Here is a 24952-nt window from a genome sequence, read left to right as displayed (position 1 = left end):
ATCTAATCAATTAAAGTTCAATCCGTCATTCCAACCGGGATTCTGTGTTATCACACCATTAGACAAAGTACGTTCGCTGATAGGAACAGGATACAAATAATCTCTGTCTTCATTCCATTTTTTAGTAATGAGATTATGACAAATGATATAACCACTCTCACCGTCCGACAAACGAATCTGCTCACCAATTTCTAAATATAAAGGTACATTCCCGGCAGGTTTTGTTCCTACATAAAAACAGACATCATCCGTACCATCTTTATCCAAATCGTAAATACCGGGACCGGGAACATAGATCCCCAGCAGATCGTTCTCAAATAGCTTGCCTTCTTTCCAGCGCATGATATCGTAATAACGGAAACCCTCCATTGCCAATTCAATAGTTCGTTCACGACGAATTTCAAGAATTACTCCCTGATTGGCTCCTTTCACATTTGGATAACCTGTAGCGGCACTCATCAAATACGGGTCGGGTTTTGAATTTGCCAGTTCCATATCCAAGTTAGGCATTCCTACTCTGTCTCTAAGCAATTTAATGGATTTGTTGATATCGGCTTGCTTTAAAGTACCCAGTTCGGCTTTTGCTTCAGCAAAATTCAAATACACCTCTGCCGTGCGGAACAAGGGAATATCGTTACACGATTTATTATATTCATCGTAGTTAGCCGTCATCGAATATTTTATCAGATGATATCCGGTGATGGCATAAGCCAGGTTCGGGGCTTCTTTCTTTGTACTTCCGATTCTCGTATATCCAGGAGTACGGATGGTTTGTGCCAGTCGCGGGTCTCGGTTTTGACATTCCTGGTCAAATGTCATCGTTTCATAACCGGCTTTATCCGTAAAACGGCTTCCGTCCGCCATCAGATAAGAATTCACAATCTTCTTGTTCATTCCCGGACGTCCCATCGTAGTGGCATTCTCATAATTCTGCACATTATGAAGAATGGAAAGAGAGGCTTCATAGTCGCGACCGAAAATGACTTCATCCGCTTGCAGATTCATGGAAGCAAATAAATCCCTGTAAGGTGTGCTGCCCGATTTATAGAGCGTATATCCGCTTTCGTTCATAAAAGTTTCAGAAGCCGAAACGCAAGCGTTCAGGTATTTCTCATAATCCTCTAATCCGTGGTATTTGCGGAAAGTCCCCTCAAACAGGCAGACACGGGATTTCAGTGCCAAGGCTGTCCACCGGGTCAATATATATGCATTTTTTGTTTTCGGAAGATTGGCAATCGCAAAATCCAGATCTTCCAGCATTTTCTGCATGACAAATTCCCGTGAATCCCGAGCTTTATATAAATCCGGGTCGTCCGAATCAAGTGCTTTGTCATACCAGGGAATGTCACCGTACCTCTTCACTTTCTCAAAGTAGAAATAAGCCCTGAAAAAACGGGCGACACCATCGTAACGGTTACGGGCATTCACATCCGTGCAGTTGTGGGAATACTGCAAATAAAAATTAATATCCCGGAGTGCAGTAAAATTCCAGCCGTTTCCCTCGTCGGGGACGATACGCTGCCCGGACATCTCGAGCATCAAGTCGGACTTGACAATTAAATCGGATGATTCGGAATAGATATCGACAGCAGACGGAATCAGATTATTATAAAACTGGTTCGTAAACAACCGCAACTCATCCTCAGTCTTGAAATATACATCCGGATAGAGACGGTCTTTAGGCGTCTTATCCAACCAATCGTCGCAAGAAACGAAAGATACCGCCAAGGCGAGCAACCAAGATACTATATAAACAGATTTCATAATTCAGAATATTATTTAGTTTAAAAAGTTACGTTCACTCCGAAAGAATAGGTCTTCGACCAAGGATACAGTTTAGCGTTACCATTCGCAGATTTAATGGAGTTCTCCGCCGAAGCTTGTTCCGGATCAATGTAATCGCTCTTTAGAGGAGAAAAAGTAAACAGGTTCTCGCCACTGAAATAGATATGCAAGCGTTCTATCTTTACTTTCTTTGTCCATACGGCGGGAATCGTATAGCCTACTGTTATATTCTTCACCCTGCAATAAGCCAGATTCTGCAAATAACGGTCGTTCACCACTCCCAAGGAACGGTTGTTGCCCAAAGCAAGATAACCTATCGGACGCGGGAAATAAGCATCCGGATTTTCCGGACTCCATACATTACTCAAGAAATCACGGGGAATGAATGAACAATACGGACGTGCATACGGTCCCCAGAAGAATACGGAATTCGTGCCCGGATACCAGTCCTGATGCCCTACTCCCTGAAGATAGATGGAAAAATCGAAGCCGTACCAATCGAAACCACCTTGAATACTATACGTATAGCGCGGCAATGAGTTTCCGATTATTTTCCGGTCACCGGGGTCATCCGCCGTATTCGAACCGGAAGAAATTTTATGGTTACCGTCCAAATCAACGAATTTCATATCACCGGCATGAAGTCCCGGGTTTACCTGTGCCGTGTTGATGACGAAGTTCACAGCCGATTGGTCGACATTATAACTTGCCGCTTCTTCATCTGTTCTAAAAAGTCCATCTACCGCATATCCCCAAATATCACCCAGTTTCTGACCGACATAATAATCAGTCAATATCTTGGACGGATTATCGAATTTTGTTATTTCCGATGTATTGTCTGCCAGACCTACGGACAAGTTATAGCGGAAAGGCTTGTTTGCCAGTTTAAAGGCATCGTTCCAAGTCAGCATCAATTCCCAGCCTTTGGTACGCAGATTAGCTGCATTTTGCTTGGGTTCATTAGCCCCATAAGCACCGGGCAATTTCTTTCCGGAAGTTTGCATTCCTTTGGTATCTCTGATATAGGCATCGGCTGTCAGATTCAAACGGTTATTGAAGAAACCGAGGTCCAGTCCCGCATTCCAAGTGGAGACAGTTTCCCAAGTCAGATCTGCAGAGTTCGGGTCGGAAACACTGGCATAGGAACCTTTCTTCTGATCGCCAAAGATATAATTCATGGTGCCGTTGGTATTAATAGTCTGGATATAATCGTAATATCCAACCTGCTGATTTCCTAACGAACCGTATGACAAACGTAATTTCACATTATCAATATTCTTCTTCAGATTCCTGAAAAACGGCTCTTCACTGATTCTCCATCCTACGGAAGCCGAAGGGAAGAAACCGAAACGGTGTCCGCTCCTGAAACGGGAACTTCCGTCATAGCGCCCGCTCGTCTCGAATAGGTAACGACCTCCCTTATAGGAGTAATTAAGGCGATAAAATGCTCCCAAAAGTGCGTATTCATTCTGTCCGCCGGACATAGTCATCGCGTCCCCTACTGCCAGGTTCAAGTCATTCAGATCATCGGAAAGCAAGCCCTGTCGAGAGACTTTGATATCCTTCAGGCGCTTGGTTTCATAGTTGTAACCTGCCATGATTTTTATCTGATGGTCGGCAATATCCAACATATAATCCCCATAAACATTGAAAGCCTGGTACCAATGATTGGTTTGTGTTTCCTTTAACTGATTCACACCATTTCCGGTAGTCAGATAGGATATCTCACCCGGATATTTGGAATACGGTACATTTACCGTTCTGTTCATTGTCTGATAGTTATAGTGCAGGTAACTGTAATTTGCACGAACGTTCAGGTTCTTCATGACATTGAAACTTGCTTCAAAAGTCGTGGAGAACTCATACCGCTTGTCTTCATTCTTATGTTTTCCATAGGCGAGGATAGCCCCCATACCATCCAAAATAGCAGAATTGCTCAACGAAGTCAGATACACCGCACTGCCATCCGGATTGATGGGTACAAAGCTCGCCAGCGCATGGTTCACCGCAGTATTGAAGTTGTTATTAATACCCGATAATCCCGGATAAGAGTAACTATTATAGTGGTATTTCGTATTATTGCTGATAGTCAGTCGCGGAGTTATTTTAGCTGAGATTTTACTTCTGAAGTTATACACCTTATACTTGTCCGGGTTCTGCCTGAAAATACCTGTCTGGTCAACCGTATTTCCTGACAAGTAATAGTTCAGTTTGTCATTCCCCCCGCTGATACTAATATTATGTTCCCACATCGGTCTGTTTTTACGATAGAGATAATTATACCAATCAAAGTTACCGTAATAGACGTATGTATCTCTTCCGTCACGTTGGTCGGTCACGATCCAAGGACGTTCCGGATTTTCCGTTTCATCATTCCGGCGCAGCCAAAGCTGGCGGTAGTCTTCTTCTGTGTAGTTGGTATATGGCTTTCCATTATAATTGGTATAAAACAAATCATTAATTCCTGCCGAGTAATAGCCTCTGGTTTCAAAATCAGTGGAAGTTGTCTGATTGCTCCATGAATATCTTCCATCATACGATACGGTAGTCTTACGGGCTGAACCTTCTTTGGTGGTCACAAGAATAACGCCATAAGAGGCACGCGCACCGTAAATGGCAGCCGAAGAGGCGTCTTTCAGTACTGAAATGGATGCGATGTCATTCGGGTTTAAGCGGTCGATGTCTCCCTCTATACCGTCAATCAGAACCAGTGGGGACGCATTGCCGCTAATAGAGTTGACACCACGGATATTGATGGTTGCCGAAGCCCCCGGATACCCCGACCCGAAGGTTACATTCATATTAGGTACCGTTCCTTGCAACATCTGCGAGGCTCTCGGCACAGGTCTGTCTTCCATCGTTTTACTGTCTACCACAGCAACGGCTCCCGTCAGGTTAATTTTCTTTTGAGTACCATAGCCTACAACGACCACTTCTTCCAACGTCGCTGTATCTTCACGGAGCATCACTCTCGAAGATTTCTGCAATTCGGAAGCTTTGATTTCCTGTTTCTCAAATCCGATATAAGATACAACAATTACTGCATTGACCGGAACGGACGACAACGCAAATTCACCATCCAAGTTGGTGACTGTCCCCATAGACTGTCCCATCACCTGTACACTGGCACCGATTACCGGGTCACCATTCACATCGACTACTTTCCCCGTAACCCGGTGTAAAGACTGTGACGGGGCGGCAGCGGTATTTCGCACCGTTTTCTTCGTGATGATAATCATCCGATTTTGTAGCTTGTACTCTACATCCTTATCCAAAACAACGGCAAGTACATTGTTAACGGTTGCCCGTTGAAAGGAAGCCGTTATTTTCTTGTTTTCGTTAACCTCGTCCGTTTTATAGATAATGGAGTATTTTGTCTGCCGCTCAACTTCTTTCAATACCGCCTTTAGCGGCTCATTTTTAAAGACCTTCGTAACCGTCTGCGCCCCAAGTGACTGGACGCCCATACATAACAGAATCAGGAGAAACAGCCTAAAAAATGAGTTTCTTCGGTCATTCATAATTTTATCAATTAAGTTGTTACAAATTAAAGTGATTTATATTTAAGGATATATATATATTCGATTGTAGTATTTCTCAAAACTGCTTCTATAAGATAAAACAACTCATCATCCGTCTACCCAACCCCTATAAATACAAAAAAGCAGAAATAATCTGCTTTTTGTATCGACCGGCGCCTATTTTTCAGTCCACCGGAATGTCGGGTAACCGTCCGTTCCTTTTTTCCAAAGATTCGGATTCCAAGCTACGATAATATTTTCCAGTTCTTCCGCTGTTTTTGCAACTCCGTGAAATGTCGTTCCTGTGGCTGACGACTCATCCGATGCTGTAATCGTTTCTTCATTCACTTTGAGTACAATACTTTCGCAGGCGTAGCAATTCTCATAACTGCCTAATGAAGCGGAGACACCAACAATGCGCCCTACAGTAGACAAAGCATCCCCTCCGGTCAAATTACTCCATGCCGCGCTATTCTTAATAGCAACGTCAGCACCTTTGTCGATTTGTCCCAAAATACCGCCTACACCTCCTTTAGTCGCACTGACTTTTCCGTATGCATAGCAATTTTCGATAAATCCGCCAGCGCCTACTTTCCGTCCGACAATACCGCCAGCTTTTCCATTACTTGGAGCCTGATCGCTGACTGTTGCACTTGAATAACAGTTCTTTATATAACTTTCCTGTCCATCATAGCTGTTTGCCAATACCCCGGCTATTCCACCGGCCGCACCTGATCCTGTCACTTCCCCGGTCGTATAACAATTCACAATTCTTCCTGTCTTATTTCCGTTACCTTTATTTTTAAGTCCGAGATAACCGGTGATAATTCCAATGCCTTGGCGAGTAGACGATACAGAAGCGTCAACAAAGCCTACATTACGGCAATCACCACACAATACTCCGAAGAAACTCGGATAATCACCGGCAGAACATTTGAAGTTCTTAATGACATGGTTATCTCCGTCAAAATCTATCTCATAAGGAAAGTCCCCTGAACCATTCAGCGATTGCCAGTTATCAATACCAGCCATATCAATATCGGCACCTAATTGGAAGTACACTTTTATACCCGATTTCAACACACTACGCATATTCCTGATATGCGTAGCATTCATTATCACATAAGGTTTGCTGTCCGTTCCGTCTCCTTTCTCGAACAAACCGCCTGCACCGTCTCCGTCACCATCACTATTTCCGTCATCCGTTTCCGCCTTTTCAAATGGAACACGAGTATAAGAATCTAAAGGATTAGGGTCAGAACACGAGATTGCAACAGATGCCATCATCAACAGCATCCCCAATCTGCCTATTTCAGTAATATTCATACTTGATTTCTTTACAATTAAACATTGAGTTCTTATCTTATATATATATCCTTTTCCTTATATTCGACTTTGATAGGTATGATTTCTTTAAGAGCGTCCATTACATCTACGATTGTCTCTTTATTGCGTAATGAAACACGGAACTTCATGTCACCCAACTTCTCCGACTCCAACTGAATACGCACATCATACCGACGAGCAAGTTTCTTCACCATCTCTCCCAATGTGATGTCATCATATTCGATTCTGTCTTCCGCCCATGCCATCGCCTGCCATGCATTGACTTTCTTTCCCTTCAATTGCCCTGTCTGCAAATCCAAAGAAATGGATTCTCCCGGCGACATCCGTATCTGTTCTTCCTTATAATTCAATTCTACCACTCCTTCTTGCAAGGTAGTTGTTACATAGGAATCATCCGGGTAGGCAGATACATTAAACTTTGTACCTTTCACCACCACATCATATTCCTGTGTCTTTACTATGAATCTCTTCCCATTCTGCCTGGTTACTTCAAAATATCCCTCTCCTTCCAGTTCTACAACCCGGTCGGCAGTATTGAAATGATTCGAATATCTTAGTACGGAACCTGAATTCAGCCATACGACAGTACCATCCGAGAGCTGTACTTTACTCTTATCCCCCAACGGAGCCTCGCATACAAAGAAGGTTTTCGGTGCAAACAGGTAAACAGCCTGCCGGATACCCAGTGTAGTACCGACAATCAACGCTACCACAGCAGCGATACGGGCAATCTTCCATATATTCGGTTTTGGTTTCTTCAATAATGGAACAATGGCTTCCTGCGTGTATATCTTATGCTTCAATGCTTCCCATTCAGCATTGGTCTGCGAATCAGACACCCGGTTGTTCATCCATTCTTTCTCCCACTGACGAAATCTGTCATAGCCGTCTTCCGCCTGTTCGAGACATTCAAACAGGATTCTTTCGTCAGCTCTTGATATACGTCCTTCAAAATACAGAATAGCCAATTCTCGGATATTTTCTTCTTGCTTCATTATATTCACTTTCTATAAGATGTAACAACCCATATTTCATTTACCCAACCCCCAAAACCAAAAAAGCAGAAAAAACTTTCCTGCTTCTTATTCTTCAGATGCTTAAAAAGTGTCTTAATCACTTATGCTCCATCATCAGCCATGCCAATATCACTATATACAGGTCTACCGGATAGTGTTCGCTGAAATGCCGGGAAAAATAGTGCAAAGCTCTTGCAATATGTTTTTCAACCGCTGTAGTGGATATTTGTAGTTTTTCCGCGATTTCCCTGTTCTTCAATCCTCTGAAACGACTTAACAAAAAAATCTCACGCGACCTGTCCGGCAACTGATTAAGCACAAGAGCAATCTGTTCCTGCAATTCATTGTATAATAATTTATGTTCCGCATCCTGCATAAAGTCTGCGTAGTAGAGCCTTTCTTCTCCGTCCAGCTTTTCCAGATACTCCACCCGGTACTTTTCAACAATCGAGCGATGTTTCAAATAATTCAGGCATCCGTTACGGACCATAGAAAAAAGAAGAGAAGTGAGTGAAAGAGCAGATAACATTTCGCGACGTTCCCAAAATCGCAAGAAACACTCCTGAATAATATCGCGAACTGTTTCTTCATCTTCAATAAAACGAATAGCATACCCTCGCAAACGAGGATAATAACTCTTGAACAGAAACTCAAAAGCCGCATTATTGCCTCTTTTCAGTTCCTCCAATAATTGTTTTTCATCCATGAAATCTACCATAGTTTAGAATTTTACATGCAAAGGTATGGCCCAATAGTCAACAAAGTGATGACAATATTATGAATATTTTTTCAATAAATCAAATTTGAAGTACTTTTTATAAAATCCCCTAAAGGAGATATTTTAATAATAAGATACAAAAAAGGGTCAGCAACTGACCCTTTTTTAAATCTCATTTTATGGCTTATGCAACCTGTTGATTGCTTTATTCTTCATCCATAAGAATTTCCAGAATCTGACAAGCAGCTTTCGCTACCGAAGTACCTGGCCCGAAGATAGCAGCTACACCTGCTTTATACAAGAAATCGTAATCTTGTGCAGGAATAACCCCACCGGCAATCACTACAATGTCCTCACGCCCTAGCTTCTTCAGTTCTTCAATAATTTGCGGAACCAATGTCTTATGTCCGGCAGCCAATGAAGAAACACCTACTACATGAACATCGTTTTCAACAGCCTCGCGAGCAGCTTCCGCCGGAGTCTGGAACAACGGTCCCATATCTACATCAAAACCGCAGTCAGCATAACCTGTCGCTACGACTTTAGCACCACGGTCGTGACCGTCCTGTCCCATCTTTGCAATCATAATACGAGGTTGACGTCCCTCTTTCTTTGCGAACTTCTCTGCCAGTTCACAAGCATGTTTGAAGTCACTATCGTTTTTACTTTCTGATGAATACACGCCTGATATCGTTCTAATTATTGCTTTATAACGTCCTACTATCTGTTCGCAAGCAGATGAGATTTCACCCAATGTTGCGCGAACACGAGCTGCTTCCACAGCCAAATCCAACAAGTTACCCTTACCAGTCTTCACACATTCGGTAATTGCTGCCAATGCTTTATCCACTTCTGCCTGATTACGTCCTTCTTTCAGACGTTTCAGGTTTTCAATTTGTTCAAGACGAACAGCCGTATTATCAATTTCAAGAATATCAATCGGAGCTTCTTTATCCAAACGATACTTGTTCACACCGACAATTGTCTGCTGACCACTATCAATACGAGCCTGTGTACGTGCAGCAGCTTCTTCGATACGCATCTTAGGAATACCTGTTTCGATAGCTTTTGCCATACCACCCAGTTTTTCAATTTCCTGAATGTGTTCCCAAGCCTTATGAGCCAGTTCGTTCGTCAGAGATTCCACATAATAAGATCCACCCCATGGGTCAACGTTCTTACAAACATAAGTTTCTTCCTGAATATAAATCTGAGTATTACGGGCAATACGTGCCGAGAAATCTGTCGGAAGAGCGATAGCCTCATCCAATGCATTGGTATGCAAAGACTGAGTATGTCCCAAAGCCGCAGCCATAGCCTCAATACAAGTACGCCCTACGTTATTGAACGGATCCTGTTCTGTCAACGACCAACCGGAAGTCTGTGAGTGAGTACGCAATGCTAGTGATTTTGGGTTTTTCGGATTGAATTGCTTCACAATCTTTGCCCAAAGCATACGTGCAGCACGCATCTTGGCTATTTCCATAAAGTGATTAGTTCCAATCGCCCAAAAGAAAGACAGACGCGGTGCAAATGCATCAATATCAATGCCTGCTGCCGTTCCTGCACGAAGATATTCCAAACCATCGGCCAATGTATAAGCCAACTCGATATCTGCGGTTGCACCTGCTTCCTGCATATGATAACCGGAGATAGAGATAGAGTTAAACTTAGGCATCTTCTGCGAAGTGTATTCAAAAATATCAGAAATAATCTTCATAGAGAATGCAGGCGGATAAATATAAGTATTACGCACCATGAATTCTTTCAGAATATCATTCTGGATAGTACCGGCCATCTCTTCCAGCTTAGCCCCCTGTTCCAAACCGGCATTGATATAGAACGCCATAATCGGAAGTACAGCTCCATTCATTGTCATAGAGACAGACATCTTGCTCAACGGAATACCATCGAACAACACTTTCATATTTTCCAATGAACAGATAGAGACACCCGCTTTACCTACGTCGCCTACTACACGTTCGTGGTCGGGGTCGTATCCACGGTGAGTAGCCAAGTCGAAGGCTACTGACAAACCTTTCTGACCGGAAGCCAAATTACGGCGATAGAATGCATTTGATTCTTCGGCAGTGGAGAATCCGGCATACTGACGGATGGTCCAGGGGCGAAGGGTATACATTACAGAATACGGACCGCGCAAATAAGGAGGGATTCCGGCAGCATAGCCAAGGTGTTCCATTCCTTCAAGGTCCTCTTTTGTATAAACAGGTTTCACTTCAATGTGTTCCGGTGTTTTCCAATCAGCGGAGATACCGTTAGCCTTTTGCCATTCAGCACCATTTGTCGGCTGAAATGCAGCATATATATCGATGTTTTTAAAATCTTTTCTCATCTTACTTCAATAGTTTAGCGTTAAACTCTTTCAAGGTATCCAATACATTGACACGGACATGGATGAAGTTTTCGATACCTGCGGCTTTCAGGTCGTCCATGCAAGCCGGAGCACCGGCAACGATAAACATCGCACGACCATTCAGTGCTTTGAAAGCAGGAATTGCATATTCAGCATATTCATCATCACTGGAACAAATAACAACAATATCAGCTTTCGCTGCCATAGCTGCCTCTACTCCTGCTTCTACAGTTTCAAATCCCAAATTATCGACTACTTCATACCCGGCACAAGCCAGGAAGTTACAAGAATATTGAGCACGTGCCTGACGCATTGCCAGATTACCAATAGTCAACATAAACGCTTTCGGACGTTTACCGGACGCTTCTGTTTCAAGGCGCAACGCTTCAAACTCACTCGCAGCACGATCGAACACTAATGTGGATACATCTTTCTCACAAGTATGAGAGTCACCTCCGCAACAGCAGCACTTACCTTCAACAGGTTGCTTATCACCAGCCTTTTCATTGAAATTCGGGAATTGATTTGTACCCAACAACACTTCACGACGCTGTGCAACTGCCTTGTGGCGAGCTTTGTTGCTTTCATTCACAGCAGCCTGAACAGTTCCTGCTTTCAATGCCGCATAGAAACCACCCACTTCTTCTACAGCCAAGAAGAGTTCCCAAGCCTGTTTTGCAATAGACACAGTCAGATTCTCGATATAATAAGAACCGGCAGCAGGGTCGATGACTTTATCAAAATGAGATTCTTCTTTCAGCAACAGTTGCTGGTTGCGAGCCAAACGTTCTGAGAACTCATCCGGAGTCTCATAAGTCTTATCAAACGGAGTTACCGTCATTGAGTCTACGCCTCCTAATGCAGCACTCATTGCTTCGGTTTGTGTACGAAGCAGATTCACATGTGCATCAAACAAAGTAAGATTGAAAGTAGAGGTTTCGGCATGAACCGCCATTTTTGCTGCGCAACGACATTCCCCGTTAGGACCTTTATTCTCACAATCACGCGTACATTCAGGATTGTAAGAAGCTACAATATTTGCCCAAAGCAAACGCGCCGCACGGAATTTTGCTATTTCAAGGAAGTAATTGGAACTGATACCAAAATTAAATTTGATTTTCTTAGCTACTATAGCAGCAGGAATACCGGCATCAGTCAATTGACTCATATATTCATTTCCCCAAGCCAAAGCATAACCCAGTTCCTGAGAGATATAAGCACCTGCATTATTCAAAGATAAAGCATTTACATTCAACACACGATAGAAAGGAAGCGGCTGAATAGCTTCAATCAAAGATTTGGCCGTTTTCACCATATCACCTTTCTCCTTGCCACGAGTCAGCATTTTATTGAAGAAATCATAATTGATAGACCCTTTCAGCTTCTTCACATCATAATCTTTCTTCTGGAAATAAGCTACCAACAGATTAGCCAACTCAACCACATGTCCCTGACAAGTCGAGAAATTCAGTTCAACACACTCTGCCTGAATATCACTTAGCAGTGTTTCAATATATTCTGCATTGAGTTCTTTTGCTTTCACATGAAAAGAAAGTGAGTCAACACCTTTATTTAAGATATCCAGTGCTTTTGCATTGGCGTCTTTCGGACATTCCACTCTAATTTCCTGGCGAACCAACCACGCATTGTTGTCTTTTCTAGTTCCTCTCAAATAAGGAAACTCCCCAGGAAGCGCATCGGTAGTTTTTAAATCCTCCAGATCTTCCATCCTATAAAAAGGTTTAACTTTAAACCCTTCGTTTGTTTTCCAAACGAGCTTCTTCTCAAAATCCGCACCTTTTAAATCGGCTGTGACCTTCTCCATCCATTGTTCGGTAGAGACAGGAGAAAAGTCTGAGAAGAGTTTTTCTTTTTTGTCTGCCATAGTTTATTTTAAAATTAAAACAAAATTAATATAATCTTTATTTTTATTTATCTATCTCTTTCTAAACATCCGTCGTTCGACTTGCAAATATAACCAATAAGTTAAAAAGAATCTCTTTTTTAGAGAAAATTCGCACAGGGCGTCCCGATTCGTCGAATTCATACAATCTGCATAGAAATTCTTCATTTTTAGTTCTTCATTTATTTGATTTGCTCCGATGTTATGAGTAATTTTGCACCCGTTTTTAGAAAAACATTATAAAAACTGCTATATTATGGATTGGTTACAAAGTTTATTATGGGACCCCAGCTCCGTAGCTCACATCGTGCTCCTCTACGCATTTGTAGTAGCAGCAGGCGTGTATCTCGGCAAGATAAAGATATTCGGAGTATCACTGGGAGTCACTTTTGTTTTGTTTGCCGGCATCCTAATGGGACATTTCGGCTTCACAGCCGATACACACATCCTACATTTCATCCGTGAATTCGGATTGATTTTGTTCGTATTCTGTATCGGACTTCAGGTGGGGCCGTCTTTCTTCTCTTCTTTCAAGAAAGGGGGAATGACCTTGAACCTGTTGGCTGTAGGCATCGTAGTATTGAATATTGCTGTTGCACTAGGGCTTTATTACCTATGGAACGGCCGTGTAGAACTGCCGATGATGGTAGGTATCCTTTACGGAGCTGTAACAAACACTCCGGGACTTGGTGCCGCCAATGAAGCTCTGAACCAGCTAAGCTATAACGGCCCGCAAATAGCACTTGGTTATGCATGTGCATATCCGCTCGGTGTGGTAGGTATTATCGGTTCTATCATTGCCATCCGCTATATCTTTCGTGTCAACATGGCAAAGGAGGAAGAAAGCCTAAAAATTCAAAGTGGAGACGCACACCACAAGCCTCACATGATGAGCCTTGAAGTACGCAATGAATCAATTAGCGGAAAGACTCTGATTGAAATCAAAGAATTTCTAGGACGCCAGTTCGTCTGTTCCCGTATTTGTCACAAAGGTCACGTAAGCATTCCGAATCATGAGACGATCTTCCATGTAGGCGATCAGTTATTCATCGTCTGCTCGGAAGAGGACGCTCCCGCCATCACTGTATTTATAGGAAAAGAGGTGGAACTCGACTGGGAGAAACAAGACCTTCCGATGGTATCCCGCCGCATCTTAGTCACGAAACCGGAAATCAACGGAAAGACTTTGGGCTCGATGCACTTCCGCAGTATGTATGATGTAAATGTGACTCGTGTCAACCGTTCCGGTATGGACCTGTTTGCCGACCCGAATCTAGTTCTTCAAGTGGGTGACCGCGTGATGGTAGTAGGTCAGCAGGATGCGGTAGAGCGTGTTGCAGGCGTACTGGGTAATCAGTTGAAACGTCTGGATACACCGAACATTGTCACCATCTTCGTTGGTATTTTCCTGGGTATCCTTTTGGGCAGCCTTCCTATCGCATTCCCCGGCATGCCGACTCCTTTGAAATTAGGATTGGCCGGTGGCCCGTTGGTAGTAGCTATTCTTATCGGACGCTTCGGTCATAAACTCCACTTGGTGACTTATACTACAATGAGTGCTAACCTGATGCTCCGTGAAATAGGTATCGTACTCTTCCTAGCCAGCGTCGGTATAGATGCCGGAGCCAATTTCGTACAGACGGTGGTCGAAGGTGACGGTCTGTTGTATGTAGGCTGCGGTTTCCTTATTACCGTCATTCCGTTGCTTATCATCGGAACGATCGCAAGGTTGCATTACAAAGTCAACTACTTTACCCTGATGGGATTGATAGCCGGTAGTAACACCGACCCACCCGCACTGGCCTATTCCAATCAAACAACGTCGAGCGATGCTCCTGCAGTAGGATACTCTACCGTTTATCCTTTGTCTATGTTCCTTCGTATTCTGACGGGACAGATGATCTTGCTGACAATGATGTAAATCGAACTTAGCATATATAAACAGTGAAGTTCACCCATTGGCTGAATTTAAATAATTAAAAGATTTATGCATAACTGATATGCAATGTTCATAAAAGAGGGTGTCAAAATCCCCTTTTGAGGAAATCACCCCTGCTATAGCTATCTGTGGCAGGGGTGAATTTTTATATCTAGGCATTATGACACACCCCCTCTTTAGTCAATGAGTACATGACTCTCTCATCATAAAAATGAAATTCCTCTTTCATCCTATCACCGTCTTCCTAAAACTCCTTATTCATGGTAGTTACAGAGCGGTGATAGGTTGTTACTAACCTATCACCTCATCTATCACCTATCACCACCTGTTTTTTGAAAAAGCGCCCGGTAAACAATCGTTTTAATAAGGAATACTTCTTGTTTCCTTACGGTGGAACTAGTGTTTCATTACGGTGGAACTAGTGTTTCATTACGAGAAACTAAGTGTTTCATTACGGGAATCGGTCAAGTGAAATATGCTCTTCATCGTTTTATACTATCAACTTCAGCTTTTTTACCACAAACTCTTCCACAAACCGTACGGTTTCTTCTACCCCTAAAGAGGAGGAATCCACACACAGATGGTAAGTAGCCGCCGCTCCCCAAGTCTTATAGCTATAATAATTATAGTATTCCGAACGTCTCTTATCCGCTTTTTCTATCATCTCTTCCGCAGCCTCTTCATTCACCTGATGAATCCGGCATACCCTTTCAATACGGTCTTCCTTGGAAGCCGAAATAAAAATATTCGCGCAACGGGGATGTTCGCGCAAAATATAATCCGCGCAACGCCCTACAAATACACAGGACTTCTCTGCCGCCAAACGGCGGATGACATCACTCTGCACTTTAAACAAAGCATCATTGCTCAGGCAATTAGTACACGGCATAGCTCCTTCACTGATAAACGGGAAGCGCATACCGAACAATCCGCCAATAATTCCTTGTGAAGCCTTTTCATCTGCTTTCTCAAAGAATTCCTTACACAGACCGCTTTCTTCAGAGGCCAGATTAATCAGTTCTTTATCGTAGAAGTCGATTCCCAAACGAGCAGCCAACTTCTCTCCGATTTCTTTGCCGCCGCTCCCTAATTGTCGACCGATATTAATTACATAATTACCGTTCATAGTACATTTTGTTTTATGGTTTGGTAGCAAACATACAAATTATTTTTAAAAGTTACATCATCAGACGAACGTTATATTAAAAAATAGAATAGCGGGGTCATTATCTTTATCATTCAGAGAAAAGCCCGCAAAATATAAAAAGAGGAAGATGAATCCCCCCAAAGAATATATGCAGAAGAGCACTGACATTTTTCTTTTCCCGCGAGGTTCCTTCTTTCGGTTTTTCACTAAAATCTTTTGAAATAAAGACAAAAACACTATTTTTGCACGCAACTCTCAACTAAATTAATAAAGAAATCAAAACGTTCGGAATATTGGAAAAAGAGACTGAGTTTGAACTTTTTTTTAAGGGGAACTATTCCCGCTTCTATTATTTTGCCTTTCAAATGATAGGTGACAAGGAAGTGTGTCGGGATATTGTAGGCGATGCCTTTGAACAGGCATGGGCATTTTCTCATCAGAAAGAACAGTTCAACCTTACCAGTTATATGTATTCGCTGGTACGCAACAAGTGCGTTGACTATCTCCGCCATGAGATAGCCAAAACCCGATACGCAGATTTCTATATGTACATGTATAACGAAAGCGACGAGGACGACACGTATGAGGAAATGGAACAACAAATCTCGGAAATGTACCGCATGTTGGATAAGTTCACCCCTAAAACCCGTACCATCCTCGAAATGTGCTACTTCCAAAAGAAAACATATAGCGAGACAGCCGATGAACTCGGTATCAGCGTCAGTGCTGTGCGAAAGCACATCGTTAACGCTTTGAAAGCATTTAGGGCGGTAATTGCAAAAAAAGACAAATAGGTGGTGTACAAAACCTAACCGAATACGATATATAATAAACAGACTGTTACAATCAATGGATAAAAAAAAAGATATAAAGGAAGAAGAACTGGAACGAATCGTCAAATTGATGGAAGAGGGGAAACAGCTGTCCGACGAGGAGCTTGCATCAGTCATGCAGGATGAAGAGATGATGCGTACTTGCCGGAAATTGCAAAACTGCAAGAATGCCGTAATACGTCAATACGACAATGACGCTCCCGATGTGGAAAAGGAATGGCAGGCATTCCGCCAAAAAAAGCGCACTATTCCTTTCTCCACTACACAACCCCGTTCTTTCGCGAATCCGGCAGTTCCCCTCCAATCCTCCAGCGGAAATAAATCACACCGTTTCTTATGGGGGACGTTGACGGGGATAGCCGCATCTTTCCTCATCATTTTCCTGTACTCATGGCTAATAGGAGCACCTTCATCAAAAAATGAAATCGTTGCCTTCCAAGCCATTGACAGTGTGCAGCAGGTGACGTTGCAGACAAGCACAGGGGATCGGTTCGCCCTTGCACGGGATACGCATGAAGAGGCTTTGAAAGCAGTAGGTACCTTGTTCAACAAAAAAGACACACTGGAACTTGCCTATACTGCCAGAAACAATCCGGATGTGTCCGAAGAAAATATCGAGACACACCGCCTTTCCACCCCGAGAGGGCAGGATTTCAAAATCACCCTTGAAGACGGAACCGTCGTCTGGATAAATGCGGAAAGCAGTCTGGAGTATCCTGCTCAGTTTAGCGGCAAGACCAGGTCAGTCTGCCTGAAAGGGGAAGCTTATTTCAAAGTGGCGAAAAATGCAGAATGTCCTTTTGTCATCTGTACCGACCGCATGCAGATACAGGTATTGGGTACAGAGCTGAATGTACGCAATTATGTTTCCCGTGATTCTCACGTAACCTTGATTAACGGACGGGTGCAAGTCAGAGACAGTGAAAACAAGGAAAATTCAGTCTCTCTAAACCCCGGCGAGGATGCCCAATGGCGTGAGAACGAGGCTTTCGTTGTCAAAAACGTAGATACGGACGCTTATGTCTACTGGAAAGACGGATATTTCTACTTCGACAATATGCCACTGATAGACGTAACTCAGGAACTCGGACGCTGGTATAATATCAACGTCATATTTGAGAACAAAGAATTGATAGATATGCATATCCGGTATTTCTGTGTACGCAGCGAAACACTGGAACGGGCGATAAGCCTGTTGAACCGCATGAAGAAGATTCACGCCACATTAAGCGGCAACACTCTGTATATCCGATAAATCCGACACTACTTCATACCTGCCATTTATAGAATAATACTTTCTTCCGACACCTGTACTGAAAAATCCGGGTATCGGAAGAAAGCATATACCCCTTCTGTTAATATTCTATTCTTTTTGCCGTTATTTACATTTCCCCCTTTCAAAAGCCCTTTCAGAATGAGCGGAGCTTCTTCTCCAATCATAAACTAATGCTACCTTTTTCAAGCAATCAATCTTTTTTTGAAAAAAAATCATTTTTAGGGGTGTCTTATTGTTAGTGGATTCCGATTTAACAGTAAAGGTCTAATTATATAATGTTAATAGTTTATGAGAAAGTTTTCAGTTATTTTCATTTTAGCCGTCCTGCTTATTCAGCTCTTTCCGGTCACAATGACCGCCCAGAAAGGGAAAGAGAAGGAAATCGTGCTTGAAGTGAAAAACGAGCGGCTTCCCCAAGTATTCAAACGCTTGGAAAAAGTGACAGACTACAAAATCATGTTCATCACGGAAGATGTGAACAAGTATGGCGTGAACGGGACAATCCGTGCTAAAGACATTCACGATGCCATGAAGCAAATCATTGGTAACAAGCCATTGGAGTACACCATCGACAAGCAATTTATCACGGTGACATCCAAAGAAGTCAACCGCACGGCAGAACCCAGACAAGCAACCATCAAGGTACAAGGAAAGGTGGTGGACGAGAACGGAGTCCCCGTGCCGGGAGTCAACATCAAAATCCACGGCACCAAACAGGGAACCATGACCGACCTTGACGGACGGTATACTGTAAAGGTGAAACCGGATGATGTGCTGGACTTTTCGTTCATCGGCTACAAGACTGAACAAATCCCGGTGAAAGGAAAGACGACAGTGAACCTGAGCCTGGAGCCCTCTTCGAAGAATCTGGATGAAGTGACAGTCGTGGCCTTCGGCTCACAGAAAAAGGAAAGCGTGGTATCTGCCATTACGACCATACGTCCCGGTGAACTGAAAACATCAAGCAGCGACCTAACCTCAAGCTTTGCCGGGAAAATCCCCGGAATGATTGCCTGGCAGACCGGCGGACTTCCAGGAGCCCTGACTGAAGACGAGATGAACACAAAGTTTTATGTACGTGGTATCACTTCATTCCAGTCCAGCGCCAACTCCGACCCGCTGATATTAATCGATGGAGTGGAATCCTCCAAACTGGAATTGTCTCGTCTGGCAGTAGAGGACATTGAATCTTTCAGTGTCCTGAAAGACGCTTCCGCAACTGCCATGTATGGTGCACGCGGAGCCAACGGAGTGATTCTCGTCACTACCAAGAAAGGCGAAGAAGGTAGTGTCTATACTACCGCACGCTACGAGATGGTTGTCAGCAAACCGACACGGGAGATTGACGTGGTAGACCCTATCACTTACATGAAAATGTATAATCAGGCTATCATGGGACGTTCCAACGCCGGAACTCCCAAGTATAGCGTAGAGCACATCAACCGTACAGCTTCCGGTAGATATCCGTCATGGGTGTATCCTGCCAATGACTGGTACGATATCTTGTTCAAAGAACAGAGCATCAATCATCATGCCGGTGTCACTATCCGCGGCGGTTCCAAAGTGATACAATATTACGCATCCGTCAATTATAACCGGGACCAGGGTATGCTGAAATCCGACAAACTGAATGATTTCGACTGTAACATCACCAACAATCAGGTAAGCTTCCGCACCAACCTGAATATCAACCTGACTTCGGGTATACGGTTGGTTATCAACTCGGCCACCAACATAGATAAATATCATGGTCCGGTGACCGACCAGTCCACCGCTTATTCATATGCCTTTAACGCTTCTCCGGTAGATTTCGCCCCTATTTATCCTGCCGATGAAAACTACAGCTGGCCACATATCCGTTTCGGTACAACTGTTTCCGGGGCCGCCAACCCTTACATGATGAATCAGCAAGGATATAAGGAACGTACCCGATATTCCACGACCAATAAGGCTGAATATATCCATAATCTCAGTTCTCTGGTAAAAGGTCTGGAAGTCCGTCTAAGCGCCTCTTATGTGCAGTCGGGTTACTATGACAATACATTTACAACCAGTCCCTATAAATATTATCTGAAGAATTATGATTTTGAAACCGGCAGACACACCCTGGCAGGAGTAGGAAACGCAACCGCCTCAAAAACGCTGCGAGTGGGCGGAAACGGCAACACCACCGATACACGCGTCACTTATGAAGGACGAGTCTATCACACTGCGGCCTGGGGAGACCACCAAACCTCATTGACCGGAGTGTTCCAAGCCTACGAACGCACCTTTACCCCTATTTCATCCGTTCTGAACGGGATGCCGCAACGCAACTTGACTTACTCCGGACGTGGTTCATATGGATACAAAGACCGATATTTCGGTGAAGTAAGTGTCGGTTACAACGGTTCCGAACGATTTGCAAAAGGTAACCGTATGGGAGTATTCCCGGCTTTGGGAGCTGCGTGGGTGGCCTCAAGTGAAAAATGGATACGCCCGGCTTCCAACTGGCTTTCTTACTTGAAATTCCGCTTCTCCTGGGGTAAGGTCGGTAACGACGGCATCATTTCTACCCCACGCTATGTATATTTGCAGGATATCGGTTCAACCGGATCCGGTACCACCAAAGATGTGGAAGCCTACAAAACTTCAGGTTCAAGTTCCCGTAGAATTGTAAACTTCTACGGTGATGAGGATATCCAGTGGGAAATAGCGGAACAAGCCAATCTGGGTATCGAAGCCAAATTCTTTAAAGGACTGTTTGAAGTGCAGGCGGACATCTATCAGGAAATCCGCCACAATATCCTCTCCAACCGTTATGTGATTCCGGCGAATGTCGGTATTGAAGTAGCTCCACTGGATAATATCGGCAAGACACGTTCACGCGGAATCGACCTTTCAGCCAAAGTACAGCATCAGTTCAATAATGACTTTTGGATGATTCTGAACGCTACCGCCACTTATAATAAAGTTGTTTATAAAGAGATTGAAGAAGCTACCAACAAACCGGCCTGGCAGCGTATGGCAGGCAAGGAAATCAGTCAGGCAGTGGGATATATAGCCGAAGGAGTATTCCGCGATCAGGCTGAAATCGACAACTCACCCCGACAGGACGGAGACGTCATGCTGGGAGACATCAAATACCGCGACTTAAACGGTGACGGTGTAATCACCGTGGCAGATGCCACCTACATCGGTTATCCGGAAACTCCGCGGGTAATCTACGGTTTCAGCGGTTTTCTGAACTATAAGGAGTTCGAGTTCAGTTTTGCCTTCCAAGGTTCGGGCAAACGCACTTTTTTCATGAATCCGAAATCCATCTCCCCCTTCTATGGTGACCACGCCATGCTGACAGCCATTTACGAGGATCACTGGTCGGAAGACAACATGAGTTCAAAACCATTCTGGCCACGCCTTTCTCCGCAGAATATCGTCACACACAATCCGCAGGAGGACTGGTACAGCGGGGCTGAAGTGCGTAAGAGTACCTATTTCATGCGTGAATGCAGTTTCCTGCGTTGCACTTCACTCCAGTTGGCCTACAACCTGCCCAGAAAGTTACTGAACAGATGGAAGATGCAGAATGTAAAGTTCTTTATCAGTGCAAACAATCCGTTCTGTTTCACGAACTTCAAGATATGGGATGTCGAGTTAGGTGAGAACGGTTTTAATTACCCTATTCAGAAGACCTATTCTATGGGCTTAAATATTAGTTTCTAAAAACAACACACGATGATGAAAACAAAGAATATCATATACAGTTTATTGTTCGTCGCGTCCATCTCCCTCACCGGCTGCAAGGGCTATCTGGATGTAGTGCCGGACAACGATATCGAAACGATCGAGACGACTTTCGAGAAACGGGAAGATGCTTACACCTGGTTTAAGACCTGCTACTCCATGATAACGATGGACATTTCCGACATCAATGCCTGCCCGGCTTTTTGGGGAACGGACGAAGTGGTGGCTGATGATTATATTCGCCTGACCAATCCCAACAGTATGCCGGGACTGATGATTGCCGACGGTATACAAATGGCACAGTCTCCTTATGGTGATGTATGGAAAAGTACGAAATTTTATGGAGGTATCCGCTATTGCAACCTGTTCCTCAGCCATATAGACGGTGTGTACAATATGCTGCAAGAAGAAAAAGACCTCTGGCGTGCCGAGATACAGGCACTGAAAGCACAATACTATTTTGAACTGATGCGCCGCTACGGCCCCATCATCCTGGTTCCCGAGAACATCAACGCGGCAGCACCCATTGAAGAAATGCAACAGCCCCGCCGTCCGATTGACGAAGTGGTGAAAGCAATCGTGGAACTTTGTGACGCGGCAATACCCAAACTACCTTATTATAAGGAGCAGGAACAGAACCACTACGCCTATTTCTCCAAAGAAGGGGCAGCTGCCCTCAAAGCTATGACGCTGCTTTACGCCGCTTCCAAATTATTCAACGGCAACACCATGATGGCAGATATGGTGAACAAGAACGGAGAACGTCTGTTCCCCGCCTATGACAAGGAAAAATGGAAGAGAGCAGCGGAAGCCGCCGATGAGGCATTGAAAATCGCTGCTGAAGGAGGCAAACAATTAGTGGAAGGAAGTTCAGAATGGCCGACTCCCATGCTGAACACCATCCGTGACATCCAGCAATCATGTCTGAACTATGACTATAACAACAAGGAAGCACTGCTGTGTGTACGCCATCAGCGTTTCTCTGCCCCTGTGTTCTATCATCCCAGATTTACGGAAGAAGAGCTGAATTACTATGACCAATATTGTGTCGGCGGTTTCGGCGCTTCCATGAAAATGGTGGAGATGTACTATACGGAACACGGCCTGCCTCTCTCGGAAGACAAGCAATGGATTGCTTCCCGATATGCCATGTCCGTAGAAAGTGACGAACGGTATAAAAACATTGTTCCGCTGGGCGAGTCTATCCTGAGCCTGCATCGCCGGCGCGAACCCCGCTTCTATGCCAATATCATTGCTCATAATACATTCTGGTATAAAAAGGGGGTAAACAGTACCAACGAACCCATGCTGTGCGAATGCCTGCAAGGACAATTGATGGGGACTGCTTCCAAGCATTATGACTCAAGTATCCCTCAATGCCTCACAGGATATTATGTGAAGAAATTCGACAATGCGGATGTCGCCTTAAAAGATTATTATGCAAACAGTTCATCCGAATCCGGTGACATCCTGTTCCGCCTTCCGGATTTGCTGCTGGCATCGGCAGAAGCATGGAACGAATATCTGGACAAACCGGACGAACGTGTATATGACCCGTTGGACAAGGTTCGTACGCGGGCAGGAATTGCCAAGGTGCGCGATGCATGGAAAACTTATGCGCGTAATCCGCAAAAAGTAGAGACACAAGCGGGCATGCGTGAAATAATCCGGCAGGAATGGAATATCGAGTTTGCTTTCGAAGGACGCAGATTCTATAATCTCCGCCGTTGGATGACTGCACACGAGGAACTGAACGCACCGCTTTATGGATGGAATATTATAGGAGATACGGAAGATCGTTTCTACAACAATAATAAGGAACCGGTTATCGTATGGAAGAAACGGGGATTTACAGCTCCACGCGACTACTTCTTCCCTATCGGCAGCGAAGAAGTAATGATCTCGGGATGTGTCCAGAATCCCGGCTGGTAATCGTTAAATTGATTAAAAGACAATACAAGTATGAAAAGATTCATTTATTTAATAATAGCAATTTGTACCTTTGTTTCCTGCAATGACGAATCAGAGGGATTTACTGTAGATTTGCCGGCAGGTGCTTTCCAGTTTACTCCGGCAATGGGCGGTGCAGTGCTACGCTACAAACTGCCCGATGATCCGGATGTGATAGCCATAAATGTGCGTTACAAGGATGTGTACGGCAATAATATATTAAAGACAGGAAGCAATTCGACGGACTTGCTGGCAATTACCGGATTCAATGAGGAAACAAGCGATGTACCGGCACATGTATCATTCCTAAAACGGAATAATGAAGAATCACAACCGATCGATGTAACTTTCAGCACATTGGACTCTGCACCGATCTGCTTTATCAACAGTGCGGAAGTGAAATCCGGCTGGGACGGATGCACACTCGAATACAACAACCCCGAAGGTACTACGGGAATGGCGCATGTATTCTATCTCGGCATCAATCCGTTAGATAACCGGCAAGATACGATATTACTCGAATCATTCCCGTTAAACGCCGGCCAAGATATCAGGCATTACACACCACAACAAAAAAATACGTACAACACTATCATTGTACGTGCTGAAGATTACCGCGGATATATTGTGAAAGAAAAGGTTTGGGAGAACATTCAGGCTTTCAATGTGGAAAAACTCGAACCGTCCAATTTTGAGATTGTCTATCATAATTCGCTGGAAGTGCCGGAAGAGAAAATCGGAATTCAGTATCTGACGGACGGGGATAATAAGGGAACCGCTTGGTTCGAGACCCAAAATGAACATCATTATTATACATTCCTTTCAAAAGAAAACGGAGTAGGTGAAAATTCCGAGCCTATGTATATTGATTTGAAGAAGATGCGCCCGGTATCTGAAGTCCGATTTTATGCTTATCGTCATATCGGCAGATATTCCTTTAGTGCCAAATCTTTTATAGACTGGGGCGGCAGTAGTACTTCAGCATCTTATCAAGGACCGCAATATTTCAAACGATACCTGATGAATAAACTGCCATGCTCCATAACCATATACGGTTGCAGACAAGACGTTTCCGGTTCCGACTGGAATAATTTGAAATGGGAAATTTTAAGTTCATTCGAGGACGATCCGGATATAGACGATGACGCGCGCTGGACTTATCATGCAGCAACTTGTGGCGGAGTCAAAAAAGCTCACTGTTTCAGTACATTAAGCCTATTGGAAGATGCCAGTGCGATTTATAAATCAATGAGCATCAATATTGACTTACAAAAAGAGGGATTCCGTTATTTGAAGATCCAATTTAATGGAGCCTATAATATGTATCCGTCAGCGTACGAGCGTGATGATACGACAAACAAACTGACGAAATACCTGACATTGCATGAACTTGAAATATATTCTGATAAAGATTAAAAGG

15 protein-coding genes are annotated in these 24952 nt (G+C 43.9%); 6 read left to right on the top strand and 9 right to left on the bottom strand.

The genetic code is table 11. The features are described 5' to 3' along the window. Positions 1-6 precede the first annotated feature (6 nt). From AB9N12_RS11205 to mutA, 7 genes are all read right to left on the bottom strand, one after another. Positions 7-1764 (bottom strand): RagB/SusD family nutrient uptake outer membrane protein, encoded by a 1758-nt coding sequence (locus AB9N12_RS11205; RefSeq protein ID WP_369892145.1) that lies wholly within the window; start codon positions 1762-1764, stop codon positions 7-9. Positions 1765-1784: 20 nt separating this feature from the next. Beyond that, complete coding sequence (locus tag AB9N12_RS11200; protein ID WP_369892144.1) at positions 1785-5306, bottom strand: SusC/RagA family TonB-linked outer membrane protein; 3522 nt, start codon at positions 5304-5306, stop codon at positions 1785-1787. Positions 5307-5483: 177 nt separating this feature from the next. Further along, the gene (locus tag AB9N12_RS11195; RefSeq protein ID WP_369892143.1) at positions 5484-6632 is read right to left on the bottom strand and encodes a peptidase M26; all 1149 of its coding nucleotides are present in this window, start codon (positions 6630-6632) and stop codon (positions 5484-5486) included. 32 nt (positions 6633-6664) lie between these two features. Further along, positions 6665-7648 carry a FecR family protein gene (locus AB9N12_RS11190; protein WP_369892142.1) on the bottom strand — a complete coding sequence of 328 codons (984 nt, stop codon included), beginning with the start codon at positions 7646-7648 and terminating at the stop codon, positions 6665-6667. 118 nt (positions 7649-7766) lie between these two features. Further along, on the bottom strand, positions 7767-8387 hold the full coding sequence (locus AB9N12_RS11185) for an RNA polymerase sigma-70 factor (RefSeq protein WP_369892141.1): 621 nt from the start codon (positions 8385-8387) through the stop codon (positions 7767-7769). A 205-nt stretch (positions 8388-8592) separates the two neighbouring features. Further along, a complete protein-coding gene (gene scpA, locus AB9N12_RS11180) occupies positions 8593-10740 on the bottom strand; it encodes a methylmalonyl-CoA mutase (RefSeq protein ID WP_369892140.1) in 2148 nt (715 codons plus the stop codon). 1 nt (position 10741) lies between these two features. Continuing rightward, a complete protein-coding gene (gene mutA, locus AB9N12_RS11175) occupies positions 10742-12646 on the bottom strand; it encodes a methylmalonyl-CoA mutase small subunit (protein WP_369892139.1) in 1905 nt (634 codons plus the stop codon). A gap of 274 nt (positions 12647-12920) precedes the next feature. Between mutA and AB9N12_RS11170 the strand changes: the two genes are divergently transcribed. Next, positions 12921-14585: a putative transporter gene (locus tag AB9N12_RS11170; protein WP_369892138.1), complete on the top strand. Its 1665-nt coding sequence runs from the start codon at positions 12921-12923 to the stop codon at positions 14583-14585. A 508-nt stretch (positions 14586-15093) separates the two neighbouring features. On the opposite strand, the gene AB9N12_RS11165 is transcribed toward AB9N12_RS11170, so the two are convergent. Further along, positions 15094-15729 (bottom strand): AAA family ATPase, encoded by a 636-nt coding sequence (locus AB9N12_RS11165; RefSeq protein ID WP_369892137.1) that lies wholly within the window; start codon positions 15727-15729, stop codon positions 15094-15096. 314 nt (positions 15730-16043) lie between these two features. Here AB9N12_RS11165 and AB9N12_RS11160 point away from each other — a divergent pair, with 314 nt between their 5' ends. Together AB9N12_RS11160 and AB9N12_RS11155 are read left to right on the top strand one after the other, a co-directional pair. Beyond that, positions 16044-16544: a sigma-70 family RNA polymerase sigma factor gene (locus AB9N12_RS11160; protein ID WP_369892136.1), complete on the top strand. Its 501-nt coding sequence runs from the start codon at positions 16044-16046 to the stop codon at positions 16542-16544. A gap of 55 nt (positions 16545-16599) precedes the next feature. Continuing rightward, the gene (locus AB9N12_RS11155; RefSeq protein ID WP_369892135.1) at positions 16600-17838 is read left to right on the top strand and encodes a FecR family protein; all 1239 of its coding nucleotides are present in this window, start codon (positions 16600-16602) and stop codon (positions 17836-17838) included. 26 nt (positions 17839-17864) lie between these two features. Here the strand turns inward: AB9N12_RS11155 and AB9N12_RS11150 are convergent, their stop codons facing one another. After that, positions 17865-18023 (bottom strand): hypothetical protein, encoded by a 159-nt coding sequence (locus tag AB9N12_RS11150; protein ID WP_369892134.1) that lies wholly within the window; start codon positions 18021-18023, stop codon positions 17865-17867. Positions 18024-18147: 124 nt separating this feature from the next. On the opposite strand from AB9N12_RS11150, the gene AB9N12_RS11145 reads away from it, so the two are divergent. The 3 genes from AB9N12_RS11145 to AB9N12_RS11135 are packed head-to-tail and all read left to right on the top strand — an operon-like array spanning position 18148 to position 24948. Continuing rightward, on the top strand, positions 18148-21561 hold the full coding sequence (locus AB9N12_RS11145) for a SusC/RagA family TonB-linked outer membrane protein (RefSeq protein WP_369892133.1): 3414 nt from the start codon (positions 18148-18150) through the stop codon (positions 21559-21561). A 12-nt stretch (positions 21562-21573) separates the two neighbouring features. Next, positions 21574-23514 carry a RagB/SusD family nutrient uptake outer membrane protein gene (locus tag AB9N12_RS11140; protein WP_369892132.1) on the top strand — a complete coding sequence of 647 codons (1941 nt, stop codon included), beginning with the start codon at positions 21574-21576 and terminating at the stop codon, positions 23512-23514. Positions 23515-23544: 30 nt separating this feature from the next. After that, positions 23545-24948 carry a DUF4959 domain-containing protein gene (locus tag AB9N12_RS11135; RefSeq protein WP_369892131.1) on the top strand — a complete coding sequence of 468 codons (1404 nt, stop codon included), beginning with the start codon at positions 23545-23547 and terminating at the stop codon, positions 24946-24948. Positions 24949-24952 lie beyond the last annotated feature (4 nt).

Origin of the sequence: Bacteroides sp. AN502(2024), from assembly GCF_041227145.1 — a bacterium.
Taxonomy (GTDB): domain Bacteria; phylum Bacteroidota; class Bacteroidia; order Bacteroidales; family Bacteroidaceae; genus Bacteroides.
Note: the sequence above shows the minus strand (reverse complement) of the source record. Positions and strands in the feature narration are given on the sequence as shown.